We start from the raw sequence: 13,911 nt of genomic DNA, 5'->3' as shown, positions 1-13,911 counted from the left end.
GCGGGGATGTCCGTGATACGCGTGGTGGTGGCCGACGACCAGGAGCTGGTGCGGGCCGGGTTCGGGATGATCCTGGACGCCCAGCCCGACATCGAGGTGGTGGCGGAGGCGGCCAACGGTCAGGAGGCGGTCGAGGTGGTGGCCGAGCACCGCCCGGACGTGCTGCTGTTGGACGTCCGGATGCCCGTGATGGACGGCCTGGAGGCGGCCCGCCGGGTCTGCGCCGAGTACCCGGCGACCAAGGTGATCATGCTGACCACCTTCGACATCGACGACTACGTCTACGACGCGCTGTACGCCGGGGCCAGCGGCTTCCTGCTCAAGGACGTGCGGCGCGACGACCTCGCGCACGGCGTGCGGCTGGTCGCCTCGGGGGAGGCGCTGCTGGCGCCCTCCGTCACCAAGCGCCTGATCAGCGAGTTCTCGGCGCGCCGCCCGACGGGCCCGGGCGCGGCGGTGCGCGCGCCGTCCAGGCTGCTGGAGCAGCTGACCATCCGGGAGCAGGAGACGCTGCGGCTGATCGCCCGCGGCTGCTCCAACGCGGAGATCGCCGCCGAGCTGGTGGTCAGCGAACACACCGTCAAGACCCATGTCAGCAACGTGCTGAGCAAGCTCCAGCTGCGCGACCGGGTGCACGCGGTGGTCTTCGCCTACGAGGCGGGCGCGGTGGTGGCGGGCGAGGGCTGAGCCCCGTCCGCCGAAGGACCGCCGCCCGTCTCCCCCCTGCGGGGGAGGCTGGCGGACCGCTCGGCCGGGTGATCCGCGATGACCGCCCCCACCGGCAGGGTTACGGCCATGACCTCGCTCCTCGCCAGGGTGACCACGCGTCACCCGATCGCCGTCCTGCTCGCCTGGCTCGCCGTGATCCTGCTCGGCTTCGGCCTCAGCGGCATCAGCGCCACCCGGATGACCGGGTCGGTCGGCTCCGTCCCCGGCAGTGAGTCGCACCGGGTGGCCGACCGGCTCGACCGGCTCCAGGGGGCCACCGACGGCGGCACGATCAGCGCCGTGCTCTCCGGGCAGGACGTCACCGACCCGGCCTTCCGGGCCCAGATCGCCGCCGCGGTGCGCGACCTCGGCGCGATGCCCGGCGTCGCGGCGGTCGCCGATCCGTACCGCCAGGGCAGCGGGGTGTCGGCCGACCACCAGGCCCTGATCCTCCCGGTCACCCTCGCCGGTGGCCTCTCGGACGACGACCAGCAGGCCGCCCAGGACGGGGCCGAGGCGCGGCTGCGCCAGCTGCACGCCACGCACCTGCAGGTCAGCGGCGGACCGCTGCTGAGCCAGCAGATGAACGAGGCCGGCAAGGAGGGCGTCGGCCGCGCCGAGCTGGTCTCGCTGCCGCTGGTGCTGCTGCTCTGCCTGCTGGTCTTCGGCGGTCTGCTGGCAGCGGGGCTGCCAGTCCTGGTCGCCTTCTGCGGGATCGGCGGGACCTTCCTGAGCCTGCTGGCGGTCTCCGAGTTCACCGAGATCAGCGCCTCCTCGTTGCAGGTCACCACGATGCTGGGGCTGGGCCTGGCGATCGACTACGCGCTGCTGGTGATCAACCGCTTCCGCGAGGAGCGCCGCCACACCCCGGACCCGGCGCTCGCCGTCACCCGGACCGTGCACGCCGCCGGCCGCACCGTCTTCTTCTCCGGCCTGACCGTCGCGGTCTGCCTCGGCGGCCTGCTCGCCTTCGACAGCCCGTTCCTGCGCAGCATGGGCCTGGCCGCCGCCTCCGTGGTGCTGATCGACATGGCCGCCGCCGTCACCCTGGTCCCGGCCGTGCTGGCGCGGTTCGGCCACCGGCTGCGGCTGCGCGAGCCGAAGCCCACCGCGGGCCGCGGCTTCGCCCGGATCGCCCGCCTGGCCACCTCGCGCCCGCTGCTGGTCGCCGTCACCATCACCGCCGCGCTGGCCGCGCTCGCCCTGCCGCTGGCGGGCCTGCGCACCACCTCCGGCGACGCCCGCTACCTGCCGGCCGGCTCGGACGGCCGGCTCGCCCACCAGGCACTCCAGGCGCACTTCCCGCAGCTCTCGGGCGCCGACCCGGTCGTCGTCCTGCTGGACGGTCACGGACCGGCCTACGACGCCTTCGCCGACCGGGCCCGCGCGCTGCCCCAGGTCTCGGCCGCCCACCTCGCCACCCTGCCCGACGGGACCACCGAGCTCCAGCTCGTCCCCACCGGCGGCAGCGACGACGCCACCGCGCTCGCCCTGGTGCACACCCTGCGCACCACGCACCCCGGCCTGGCCGTGGCGGTCGGCGGCACCGCCGCCCGGGTGGCCGACTTCCAGCAGATGCTCGTCGACGGGCTGCCCGGCGCGCTGGCCGTGGTGGTCGGCGGGATCCTGCTGCTGCTCTTCGCCTTCACCGGCTCGCTCCTGATCCCGGTCAAGACGGTGCTCTCCACCGCACTGTCGCTGGGCGCCGCGGCGGGCATCACCACGCTGGTCTTCCAGGACGGCCACGGCGCCGGCCTGCTCGGCGGCGAGGGCATGGGCGCGCTCGACCTGGTGGCGCTGCCGCTGATCGCCGCGATCGCCTTCGGGCTCGCGATGGACTACGAGGTCTTCATCCTGGCCCGGGTCCGCGAGGAGTGGCTGCGCACCGGTGACCCGAAGACCGCGGTGGTCACCGGTCTGGCGCGGACCGGACGGATCGTCACCAGCGCCGCCGCGCTGATCCTGATCGTCTTCGCCGCCTTCATGACCAGCGGCTTCGGCCAGATCCTGCAGATCGGCCTGGGGCTGAGCCTTGCCGTGCTGATCGACGCGACCGTGGTGCGGATGCTGCTGGTGCCCGCCACCATGGCGCTGCTCGGCCGCGCGGCCTGGTGGGCGCCGGCGCCGCTGCGGCGCCTGCACGCCCGCTACGGGCTGCGCGAGGAGCGGCGCGCGGAGCAGGGCGGGGAGCAGGGCGCGGAGCAGAGCGGGGAGCCGGTGGCGCTGGTGCCCGCCGCGGCCTGAGGAGTTGTCAGTCCCGTTCGCTACTTTGTTCCCAACACCGAACGCCCCGGGAGGGCTTGATGTCCACTGCCGTCGCCGAGCAGGTCACCTACCTCGAACTCTCCGAGGAGCAGGGCAGCGCGCACAAGTTCTACGAGGTCCGCCAGGCCGGGACCGAGCTGACCGTCAGCTACGGGCGGATCGGCGAGGCGGGGCAGGTGCGCAGCACCTCGTACCCGACGGTGGAGAAGGCCGCCGCCGCGGCCGCCAAGAAGGTGGGGGAGAAGGTCCGCAAGGGCTACGCCCCGGCCCGGCGCGGGGAGCGCCAGCGCCGCGCGGTGACCCGCCGGGAGATGGTCAGCACCCGCTCCACGGCCCGCCAGGCCCCGGTGCTGTGGCGGTTCCGCTCGGGCGCCCCGGCCTTCGGGATCTTCGTCGACGAGGAGCAGGCATGGGTCGGCAACGAGTCCGGTGACGTCTACACCCTGACCCACGACGGCGTGGTGACCGGCCGCTTCGGGCTGCCGGACGGCGTCAAGTGCATCGTCGGGGACGACTCCTGGATCTACGCCGGCTGCGACGACGGCCGGGTCTACGACCTGGGCGGCAAGGTCCCGCGGGTGGCCTACGAGATCGCCTCCGACGTGGACATCTACTGGCTGGACATCCACGACGGCGTGCTCGGCGTCTCCGACGCCCAGGGCGGCATCACCACCGTCGACCACGAGGACGAGTTCCAGTGGCGACGGGCCACCCGCGGCAGCTCGGCCTGGATGGTGCGCTGCGACCCGGACGGCGTCTACCAGGGCTACTCGACCGGCGTCACCCGCTACGAGTCGCGCAGCGGCGACCAGCGCTGGCACACCCGGACCGAGGGCGAGGTGCTGTTCGGCTGGCAGGAGCGCGAGGAGGTCTTCGCCGGCACCAGCCGCGGCTGGGTGCACCGCCTGGCCAAGACCGACGGCGCGGAGCTCGCCCGCTACCGCTGCGACGCGGCCGTCTACTCCTGCGCCGCCTCGCCGGACGGCCGCCTCGTTTTCGCCGGGGACAGCTCCTCGTCGGTCTACTGCTTCGCCGCCGACGGCCGCCGGCTGTGGAAGCTGGCCACCGGCTGCGGCTCGGCGTACAGCATGCAGTACCGCGCCGGGCGGCTCTACCTGGTCACCACCGACGGCTCGCTGGCCTGCCTGGACGTGAGCGACACCGCCGTCCAGGACGCCGAGGGCGGCCGGCTGCCGCAGACCGCCGACGTCAAGGCGGGCAGCCTGACGCGGGTCGCCCCCAGCACCGAGATCGAGTGGGTGACCGGCGCGCAGGGCGGCGTCGAGGTGGAGTGCGTCCAGGACGGCGCGCGCACCCGGATCCGGGTGGTCACGGCCGGGTACGACCCGAGCTGGCGGGTCCAGTTCCCCAAGGACATCCGGGTGCCCGGCGCCCGCTACCTGGTCACCGAGGTGCGCGCCTCCGAGCGCGGCGGCTTCTACCGGGCGCGCGGCGAGATCAAGCGGCTGAGCTGACCGGATCAGCCGGGTCAGGTGGCCCGGGCGGCGGCTTTGACCTCCGCGACGAAGCCACCGAGCACCTTGCTCCGCTGCTCGGCCGGCAGCTCGGCCACGGTTCTCCGGGCCAGCTCAAGGCCGACACCGACGTCTCCGGACTTCACGAACGACAGTGCTCGGTGAACGCTCGTGTGAGCCGCGAACCGGCCGAGGCCGCCGGGCCTCAGCCGGTCGGCGGTGTCCTGCTCCCGCTGCGACTGCTCGACATCGCCGAGTCGGGCGTGAACGAGCGTCTTGGTGAGGCTGTATCCCCACTGCGGCATGGAGAAGACCGTGGCGAACGGCGGTGAGGCCACTGACGGGAACATCTCGTCGGCAGCACAGAGGTCACGTCGGGCCGGTCCAGGCTCGCCGAGCCTTGCGTAGCAGTGCGCTTGAGCCAGTAGGGCACAGAGCCGTCCCATGGAAGGGCGTTGGGACAGGGCAAGGGCCTTGGTCGTCACGGCGATCAGCGAGGACGGCTCGGCGCCCTCGTAGACGAGAGCGAGTGCGCCCTGCCCGCGTGTCCACTCGCGGAGCGCCAAGCCGCCGGAGCGGTCGGCGGCCTTGACCGCGGTTCGATACCAGCGGGCGGAGGCCGCAGGGCCGTTGAGCGAAGCCACAGCCATCCCCATGACGACCGAGAGCCTGGCCACGGACTCCCAAAGGCATTGGGAGTCCGCCAGGGCCCGGCGCAGCAGGAGCAGGTCGCCAGCGAGCTGTGGCTCGATCTCACGCGCTGGGAGCGTCATGAAGGCGCGTCCGTAGTCGTCCGTCACCTCCTGCCAGTCATCGACGCTGGCACGCCCGTCCAACGCGGCTACGAGCCCTTGCCGGGCGACCTCGCCGATCGGCGATGGCCGGCCGACTCCCGCGGCCTCGAAGACCTCGACCGGCAGAGCGAAGGTCCTCGCCAGGTGGGCCAGCCAGAAGGGCCCGACGGACCGTTTTCCGTTCTCCCACCGGCTGATCTCCTCCCGGGTCAGCGTTGGGCGAGTGGATGCCTCGCACAATGCGGAGGCAAGGCGGCCCTGTGACCAGCCGCGGGCCTCGCGGAGGGCTCTGATGAGTGCACCGACGCTCATACCGCACAGTCTGGCCACTACGGTGGCCACTGGCAGGGTGTTCACGGAGAACTACACCTGATGTGGCAACAGGTCACGATCAGGGAGCAGCCATGCCAACAGCCGAAGAGCCCGGGGCCGGGACGTACCGTCGCGTCGTCACCGACGACAACGGAGCGCGTCATGCCATCCGCGCGATGGCCCCCAGCTACGACCCGCACTTCGCTATCGGCCGGTTCCGGAGCAGCGACTGGCCGCTCTGCCGCTGCGGTGGCGAGCGATGCCCGGACCGGGCGTTCGCTGAGGCGGAGTCGTGAGCGCGGGGGCGGAGTGTGCGGAGTGCGTTCGACTGGATGACCAGGAACGCGCAGCATTCCTGGTCCGCGACCACAGTCGGCGGACCGATGTCCGCGTCCTGCGGAAGCGCCACCTCGATGCCTGGCACCTGGCGATGACCGAGGCGACTCCACTTGAGCAGGTCGATACGCTGCTCGAATGACGCAGCACTTCGATCCGTGGTCGGCGGAGTTCATCGCGCACCCGTACGACGCCTATGCCGAACTGCGGGAGCAGGCGCCGGTCTCGTGCTACGAACCGACCGGGCAGTGGCTGATCTCCCGCTACCAGGACGTGAGTTCGCTGCTGCGGGACCGGCGGCTCGGGCGCACCTACACGCACCGGTTCAGCCACGAGGAGTTCGGGCGCACGCCGCCGGACCCGGCGCACGAGCCGTTCCACACGCTCAACGACAACGGGCTGCTCGACCTGGAGGCGCCGGACCACACCCGGATCCGGCGCCTGGTGTCGAAGGCCTTCACGCCGCGGATGGTCGAGGCGCTGCGGCCCACGGTGGCGCGGCTGGCAGAGGAGCTGGTCGTCGGCCTGGTCAGGGAGGGCGGCGGCGACCTGATCAGCGCGGTGGCCGAGCCGCTGCCGGTGGCGGTCATCGCCGAGATGCTCGGGGTGCCCGCGGCCGACCGTGGGCTGCTGCGGCCCTGGTCGGCGGCGATCACCGGGATGTACGAGCTCAACCCGACCCCGGCGGCGGCCGAGCGCGCGGTGGCAGCCAGCATCGAGTTCTCCGACTACCTGCGCGAACTGATCCGCGAGCGGCGCGCCGCCCCCGGCGTGGACCTGGTCTCCGCGCTGATCGCCGCGCAGGAGGACGGCGACCGGCTGAGCGAGCAGGAGATGATCTCCACCTGCGTCCTGCTGCTCAACGCCGGGCACGAGGCGACGGTGAACACCACCGGCAACGGATGGTGGGCGCTGCTGCGCAACCCCGACCAGCTGTCCCTGCTGCGCTCCGGTGTCGAGCATCATCTCCCCACCGCCATCGAGGAGTTGATGCGCTACGACACCCCGCTGCAGCTGTTCGAGCGCTGGGTGCTGGAGGACATCGAGGTGGCCGGGGTGCGCATCCCGCGCGGCGCCGAGGTCGCACTGCTCTTCGGCTCCGCCAACCGCGACCCGGAGCGCTTCGCCGACCCCGACCGGCTGGACGTCACCCGGTCCGACAACCCGCACATCTCCTTCGGCGCCGGCCTGCACTTCTGCCTCGGCGCCCCGCTGGCCCGGCTCGAACTCGCCGAGTCCTTCGGCGCCCTGCTGCGCCACGCGCCCGAACTGGCGCTGGTGAGCGAACCCTCCTGGCAGCCCGGATTCGTGATCCGCGGCCTGAACGAACTGTTGGTGACCACATGATGCGCGCGACCGGAACCCTGCTCGGCCTCGCGATCGGGGACGCGATGGGGTACCCGACGGAGTTCAAGTGGATGGAGTACCTGGAGAACACCTGGCCGAACTGGCGTGAGCTCCCGCTGCCCACCCCGGCGCTGATCACCGACGACACCCAGATGACGCTCGCGCTGGCCCGCGCGGTCCGTCGTGCCGGTGCACTCACGCCGCAGAGCTTCACGGAGCCGCTGCGCGACGAGTTCGTCTCCTGGTCGGTCTCTCCCGAGAACAACCGCGCCCCGGGCATGACCTGCCTGCGCGCCTGCGGGTTGCTGGCCAGCCCCGACCGCCCCTGGCAGGAGGCCAGTCAGCTCGGCTCCAAGGGCTGCGGCGCCAACATGCGGGTCGCCCCGCTCGGACTCGTCCCCGGCCTCACCGAGCGCCAGCTCTCGGGCGCCGCGCAGCTGCAGTCCGCGCTGACCCACGGTCACCCGACCGCCCTCGCGGCCAGCGACCTGACCGCGCTCACCGTCCGGCTGCTGGTGGAGGGCACCGCGCCGGCCGAGCTGCCGGGGCTGCTCCGTGCGCACGCGGTCGCCAACCGCACCCGGTACGACGACCACTGGCTCGGCGACCTGGTCGCGCACAGCCAGGACCACTCGGCCGAGCAGTTCATCGCGCGCGGCTGGGACGAGTGCCTGGGCGTGCTGGACCGCCTGGACGCCGCGCTCGCCGACCCGGAGCCGCAGGCTGACCCGTGCCTGGCCACCGGGGAGGGCTGGATCGCCGAGGAGGCGCTGGCGACCGGGCTGCTCTGCTTCCTGCTCTTCCCCGACGACCCGGTCACCGCCGTGCGCCGGGCCGCCTACTCCTCCGGCGACTCCGACTCCATCGCCTGCCTGACCGGCGCGTTCGCGGGTGCGCACGCCGGTCCGGACGTCTGGCCGGCCGACTGGGTGCGGCGGATCGAGCACCGCGACGAGCTGCTCGCCCTGGGTGCGCTCTGGGACTGAGCCGCCCCGGGGCCGCCGCGACGCCTCAGCCCCGGCCGCGCTCCACCCGGCCGCGCCCGTGCAGCGCGGCCCGGTCCGCCGCCGCGCGCCCGGCCGCCCAGCCCTCGCCGTCGCTCACCCGCACCCGCTGCGAGGTGAGCTTGGGGAACATCCGCTCGGTGGCCGAGTCCACCGCCTCCTCGCGCGCGGCCAGGGCCGGCAGCAGCCGCTCGTCCGGCACCAACTGCTCGGCGGTGCCGTCCTCGCGCAGATGGCGGCCGGCCGCGGCCTCCCGGGTGGTGCGCTCGGTGGCCTCGGTCAGCCGCTCGCGGATCCGGGTCGCGTAGGAGACCAGGAAGGACTGCCGGAACGCCCGGGTGCGCGAGGCCCCGTCCAGGTGCTGCTTGCTGCCCGAGTGCTGCATCGCGGCGGTGGCCTGCACCAGCAGGGAGGTGTAGAGCAGCTCGACGGCGTCGAGGTCGGAGTCGAAGCCGATCACCGTGCAGAAGCCGAACTCCTTCGCCCAGACCACCCGGCACCGGTTGGCCGCCGACACCGCGTCCAGCAGCATCGCCTTGGGGCCCTCGTACGGGTTCTCCACCCCGATCCGCAGCGCGCCCGGCAGCCCGCCGTCGGGCTGTCCGGCGGCCAGCAGGGCCTCGTCGATGCTGTGCTGCGCCATCAGCTGCTGGGCCTTCTCGGTCAGCGCCTCGGCCTCCTGCGGGTACTCGGTGGACTCCGCCTTGGCCAGCAGCGCCCGGATCCGGGCGAGCATCCGCGGCTCACCGGGCACCCGCACCGCGGCCCGGTGCTCGACCGGGCGCCGGGCGGCGCCGGGCGCGGGCCCCACCGGCGCGATGGCCGGCAGCCGGCCGAGCAGCCGCAACAGCTCCAGGGCGGCGGTGGCCAGCGCGAACCGGTCCAGCCGGTGGCGGGTCGCGAAGCCGGGCAGGAAGCCCTCGTCCCGCGGCCACCAGACTTCGCAGGCCAGCTCGCGCAACTGCTCCTGCCAGCGCCGGTCCAGCGCGGCGGGGGCGTAACGGCGGGCCTCGGCGGCGACCAGGTCCACCAGCAGCGCCTGGTGGGTGGCCGCCAGATCGCGCCGGACCAGCCGGGCGAGGTCGGCGGGGCGCCAGCCGCGGGCCCAGAGCGCGCCGAGCGAGGTGTCCGTCAGGGTGAGCAGCCCCCGGCTCACCGCGGGCCAGCGCTCCTGGGACGCGGCCAGCAGCGAGGCCCCGCTGTCCACCGCGTCCTCGACCCGGCGGTCGGGCGCCTCCAGCACCGCCGACAGCGCTCGTCCCAGCAGCTCACCGATGCTCTTCTGGTCTACGTCCACCGAGCCCATGATGCCGCAGTGGGCCTGCCGACCGGCGGGGCCGGGCGCGGCCGTTGCCCAAGGGTGCGCCAACCCCGGCGGCAAGCGGCGCGGTTCGGGGCATGATGGTGCCCAGGCAGTGGAACCCAGCGGCGGGTGCGGTTCGTCCACTGGGGGACAGGCGCGGCGCGCGGGGCGGGCCGCTTTCGGGAGGAGACCGGATGGGCGACGTGCAGCCCTGGCCGCCGGCGGGCCGGCCCGGCCCAGCGCAGGGCGGCGGCTGGCCCAGCCCCCAGCCGAACGCGCAGGGCGCGGGCTACGCCGCGATGCGCGCCGCGCACACCGATCGGGACCGCACGGTGGACGTGCTGAAGGCGGCCTACGCGGAGGGCCGGCTGTCGGCCGCCGAGTACTCCGAGCGCTTCGACGCCGCCAACCAGGCCCAGACCTACGGTCAGCTGGCGCAGATCGTGGCCGACCTGCCCGCCGGCCCGCTCTCGGGCCCTGCCGCCGCCCCGCTCGGTGCCGCGGTCCCGCCGACCTTCCTGGCGCCGGCCCGCCCGGCGCCCAACAACGGCATGGCCATCGCCTCCCTGGTGCTCGGCCTGCTCTGCGTGCCCTCGGCCGGGGTGCTCGGCGTGCCGGCCGTGATCACCGGGCACGTCGCCCGCCGGCAGATCCGCGAGACCCGGGAGGGCGGCGACGGCATGGCCACCGCGGGTCTGGTGCTGGGCTACCTCTCGGTGGCCGGCTGGGCGGCGATGCTGCTGCTCGCCGTGCTGCTGGTGGGAACGCACGGCTGACGCCCCGGCACCGGGCGTGCCGGTCGTCACACACGGCTGACGCCCGGCACCGGCCGGGGCCCGGCGCTCTCCGGTCGCCGGGCCGCCGCCGGTGTGGTAGGACGGTCGAGGCGGCGGGCGACACCCACCAGCTGGTCGCGTCGGGCCACGTGTCCGGCCGCGGGCCCGACCCCCGGCGGCACCGCAATCCCGCCACGACCAGCCAGGTCGCATTTGTTTTGACCGCGCCCGATGCGCTAGGTACGCTCTGACCTTGTGCCTGGGGTGTCCCCGGGTCCTTGTGCGTGCAAGCACACCGGCCGCCGCGCCACTCGCGCGTGAGCGCCGCCGCTGCGCATCAGCACATCAGGATTCCGCGATTTCCTCCGCTGTCCCCGCCTCTGGCAGGACCGGAAGGAGCCCAACACACCCGACCTCGTGGGTCGGCGTGAGCTGGGAACACCGCAGGTTAGTTTCACCCAGCCTTGGCACACAGAAAACGGAGAAACGGTGCCTACGATCCAGCAGCTGGTCCGAAAGGGCCGGCAGGACAAGGTCGAGAAGAACAAGACGCCCGCGCTGAAGGGCTCGCCCCAGCGCCGCGGCGTCTGCACGCGTGTGTACACGACCACCCCGAAGAAGCCGAACTCGGCGCTTCGTAAGGTCGCCCGTGTGCGCCTCACCAGCGGGATCGAGGTCACCGCTTACATCCCCGGCGAGGGCCACAACCTGCAGGAGCACTCCATCGTGCTCGTGCGCGGCGGTCGTGTGAAGGACCTTCCTGGTGTCCGCTACAAGATCATCCGCGGTTCGCTCGACACCCAGGGTGTCAAGAACCGCAAGCAGGCTCGCAGCCGCTACGGCGCCAAGAAGGAGAAGTAAGAATGCCTCGTAAGGGCCCCGCCCCGAAGCGCCCGGTCATCATCGACCCGGTTTACGGCTCCCCGCTGGTGACCTCGCTGGTCAACAAGATCCTGCTGCACGGCAAGCGCTCCACCGCCGAGCGGATCGTGTACGGCGCCCTCGAGGGCGTTCGCGAGAAGACCGGCTCGGACCCCGTCGTGACGCTGAAGCGCGCGCTGGAGAACGTCAAGCCGGCCCTCGAGGTCAAGTCCCGCCGTGTCGGTGGCGCCACCTACCAGGTGCCGGTCGAGGTCCGTCCGGGCCGCGCCAGCACCCTGGCGCTGCGCTGGATGGTCGGCTACTCCCGCGCCCGTCGCGAGAAGACCATGACCGAGCGCCTGATGAACGAGATCCTCGACGCCAGCAACGGCCTGGGCGCTTCCGTGAAGCGTCGCGAGGACACCCACAAGATGGCCGAGTCCAACAAGGCCTTCGCGCACTACCGCTGGTAGTCCGAACCCCGTCACTAGACAGAGAGAGAACGAGCCACCATGGCTGCAACCTCCCTTGACCTCGCCAAGGTCCGCAACATCGGGATCATGGCGCACATCGACGCGGGCAAGACCACCACCACCGAGCGGATCCTGTTCTACACCGGTGTCTCGTACAAGATCGGTGAGGTCCACGATGGCGCTGCCACCATGGACTGGATGGAGCAGGAGCAGGAGCGCGGCATCACCATCACGTCGGCCGCGACGACCTGTCACTGGACGCTCGACGACTCCGACCACACCATCAACATCATCGACACCCCGGGCCACGTCGACTTCACCGTCGAGGTGGAGCGTTCGCTGCGCGTGCTCGACGGTGGCGTGACGGTGTTCGACGGTGTCGCCGGTGTCGAGCCCCAGTCCGAGACCGTGTGGCGGCAGGCTGACCGCTACGGCGTCCCGCGCATCTGCTTCATCAACAAGCTGGACCGCACGGGCGCCGACTTCTACTTCTGCGTGCAGACCATCGTGGACCGCCTCGGCGCCACCCCGCTGGTCATGCAGCTGCCGATCGGCGCCGAGGGCGACTTCGCCGGTGTCGTCGACCTGGTGAAGATGAAGGCCCTGGTCTGGTCCGCGGACGCCCCCAAGGGCGAGATGTACGACACCGTCGAGATCCCGGCCGACCTGGCCGAGAAGGCTGCGGAGTACCGCGAGCAGCTGATCGACACCGTGTCGAACACCAGCGACGAGGTGATGGAGCTCGCCCTCGAGGGCGAGGACATCCCCGAGGAGCTGCTGGTCGCCGCGATCCGCAAGGGCACGCTGAACTCGGACTTCACGCCGATCTTCTGCGGCTCCGCGTTCAAGAACAAGGGCGTCCAGCCCCTGCTCGACGCGGTCGTCAAGTACCTGCCGTCGCCGCTCGACATCACGGGCATCGAGGGCACGAAGCCGAACGACCCCGAGACCAAGATCATCCGCAAGGCCTCGGACGACGAGCCGCTCGCCGCGCTCGCGTTCAAGATCATGTCGGACCCGCACCTCGGCAAGCTCACCTTCGTCCGGGTCTACTCGGGCCGCCTGGAGTCCGGCACCTCGGTGCTGAACTCCGTCAAGGGCAAGAAGGAGCGCATCGGCAAGATCTACCGCATGCACGCGAACAAGCGTGAGGAGATCGAGTCGGTGGGCGCCGGCGACATCATCGCCGTGATGGGTCTCAAGCAGACCACCACCGGTGAGACGCTGAGCGACGAGAAGAACCCGGTCATCCTGGAGTCCATGGACTTCCCGGCCCCGGTCATCCGCGTCGCGATCGAGCCCAAGTCCAAGGGCGACCAGGAGAAGCTGGGTGTCGCCATCCAGCGTCTCGCGGAGGAGGACCCCTCCTTCCAGGTCAACACGGACGAGGAGACCGGCCAGACCATCATCGCGGGTATGGGCGAGCTGCACCTCGAGGTGCTCGTCGACCGTATGCGCCGTGAGTTCAAGGTCGAGGCCAACGTCGGCAAGCCGCAGGTGGCGTACCGCGAGACGATCCGCAAGGCCGTCGAGCGCATCGACTACACGCACAAGAAGCAGACCGGTGGCTCCGGCCAGTTCGCCAAGATCCAGATCGCCATTGAGCCTCTGGAGTCGGGCGAGGGCTACGAGTTCGTCAACAAGGTCACCGGTGGCCGCGTGCCGCGGGAGTACATCCCGTCGGTCGACGCCGGTTGCCAGGAGGCCATGGAGTTCGGTGTCCTCGCCGGCTACCCGCTCCAGGGTGTCCGCGTGACGCTGCTCGACGGTGCGGCGCACGACGTCGACTCCTCCGAGCTCGCGTTCAAGATCGCCGGCTCGATGGCCTTCAAGGAAGGCGCCCGCAAGGCCGGTCCGGCCCTGCTGGAGCCGATGATGGCCGTCGAGGTCACCACGCCCGAGGACTACATGGGCGAGGTCATCGGCGACATCAACTCTCGTCGTGGCCAGATCCGGTCCATGGACGAGCGTCACGGTGCCCGCGTGGTCAACGCGCTGGTGCCGCTCTCCGAGATGTTCGGCTACGTCGGTGACCTGCGCAGCAAGACCTCTGGTCGCGCGAGCTACTCGATGCAGTTCGACTCGTACGCCGAGGTTCCGCGGAACGTGGCGGACGACATCATCGCCAAGGCCAAGGGCGAGTAAGGTCCCGCAATCGGGACTTTTCACACCCCTTAGGCTTTAAGGAGACATACCCGGCGGGGTCGTACCCCGACCCCGCCGGCGTCTCCGCCCCACCCGCGGGACGGCATGGGGT

Annotated in this window: 12 protein-coding genes; 10 read left to right on the top strand and 2 right to left on the bottom strand. The window is 72.0% G+C overall.

From position 1 onward, the window contains the following. The first annotated feature begins 6 nt into the window (after positions 1-6). From OG500_RS16275 to OG500_RS16265, 3 genes are all read left to right on the top strand, one after another. The gene (locus OG500_RS16275) at positions 7-687 is read left to right on the top strand and encodes a response regulator transcription factor (RefSeq protein ID WP_327067398.1); all 681 of its coding nucleotides are present in this window, start codon (positions 7-9) and stop codon (positions 685-687) included. Between the two features lie 108 nt (positions 688-795). Beyond that, positions 796-2,952: an MMPL family transporter gene (locus OG500_RS16270; protein WP_327067397.1), complete on the top strand. Its 2,157-nt coding sequence runs from the start codon at positions 796-798 to the stop codon at positions 2,950-2,952. A gap of 59 nt (positions 2,953-3,011) precedes the next feature. Next, on the top strand, positions 3,012-4,448 hold the full coding sequence (locus tag OG500_RS16265; RefSeq protein WP_327067396.1) for a WGR domain-containing protein: 1,437 nt from the start codon (positions 3,012-3,014) through the stop codon (positions 4,446-4,448). A gap of 14 nt (positions 4,449-4,462) precedes the next feature. Here OG500_RS16265 and OG500_RS16260 read toward each other — a convergent pair whose 3' ends face one another. Further along, positions 4,463-5,554, bottom strand: a complete 1,092-nt coding sequence (locus OG500_RS16260) for a helix-turn-helix domain-containing protein (RefSeq protein WP_327067395.1) — start codon at positions 5,552-5,554, stop codon at positions 4,463-4,465. Positions 5,555-5,646: 92 nt separating this feature from the next. Here OG500_RS16260 and OG500_RS16255 point away from each other — a divergent pair, with 92 nt between their 5' ends. The 3 genes from OG500_RS16255 to OG500_RS16245 all read left to right on the top strand — a co-directional run bounded on the left by OG500_RS16255 (position 5,647) and on the right by OG500_RS16245 (position 8,223). Beyond that, on the top strand, positions 5,647-5,850 hold the full coding sequence (locus OG500_RS16255) for a hypothetical protein (protein ID WP_327067394.1): 204 nt from the start codon (positions 5,647-5,649) through the stop codon (positions 5,848-5,850). A 178-nt stretch (positions 5,851-6,028) separates the two neighbouring features. Then, a complete protein-coding gene (locus tag OG500_RS16250) occupies positions 6,029-7,237 on the top strand; it encodes a cytochrome P450 (RefSeq protein WP_327067393.1) in 1,209 nt (402 codons plus the stop codon). After that, entirely contained in the window at positions 7,234-8,223 is a 990-nt protein-coding gene (locus OG500_RS16245; protein ID WP_327067392.1) for an ADP-ribosylglycohydrolase family protein, read from the top strand. The genes OG500_RS16250 and OG500_RS16245 overlap by 4 nt, the downstream gene beginning before the upstream one ends. Positions 8,224-8,248: 25 nt before the next feature. On the opposite strand, the gene OG500_RS16240 is transcribed toward OG500_RS16245, so the two are convergent. Continuing rightward, positions 8,249-9,547 (bottom strand): DUF2786 domain-containing protein, encoded by a 1,299-nt coding sequence (locus tag OG500_RS16240; protein ID WP_327067391.1) that lies wholly within the window; start codon positions 9,545-9,547, stop codon positions 8,249-8,251. 191 nt (positions 9,548-9,738) lie between these two features. On the opposite strand from OG500_RS16240, the gene OG500_RS16235 reads away from it, so the two are divergent. The 4 genes from OG500_RS16235 (at position 9,739) to fusA (ending at position 13,799) form a co-directional block, all read left to right on the top strand. Further along, the gene (locus OG500_RS16235) at positions 9,739-10,320 is read left to right on the top strand and encodes a DUF1707 and DUF4190 domain-containing protein (RefSeq protein WP_329580916.1); all 582 of its coding nucleotides are present in this window, start codon (positions 9,739-9,741) and stop codon (positions 10,318-10,320) included. 489 nt (positions 10,321-10,809) lie between these two features. Continuing rightward, positions 10,810-11,181, top strand: coding sequence for a 30S ribosomal protein S12 (gene rpsL / locus OG500_RS16230; protein ID WP_014144289.1), 372 nt, complete (start codon positions 10,810-10,812; stop codon positions 11,179-11,181). A 2-nt stretch (positions 11,182-11,183) separates the two neighbouring features. Then, a complete protein-coding gene (gene rpsG, locus OG500_RS16225) occupies positions 11,184-11,654 on the top strand; it encodes a 30S ribosomal protein S7 (protein WP_035848142.1) in 471 nt (156 codons plus the stop codon). Between the two features lie 39 nt (positions 11,655-11,693). After that, on the top strand, positions 11,694-13,799 hold the full coding sequence (fusA, locus tag OG500_RS16220; RefSeq protein WP_327067389.1) for an elongation factor G: 2,106 nt from the start codon (positions 11,694-11,696) through the stop codon (positions 13,797-13,799). The last annotated feature ends 112 nt before the right edge of the window (positions 13,800-13,911 follow it).

The sequence above is a fragment of the Kitasatospora sp. NBC_01250 genome (assembly GCF_036226465.1).
Lineage (GTDB): Bacteria > Actinomycetota > Actinomycetes > Streptomycetales > Streptomycetaceae > Kitasatospora.
The sequence above is the reverse complement of the archived record's forward strand: the minus strand, read 5'-3'. Positions and strand labels throughout refer to the sequence as shown.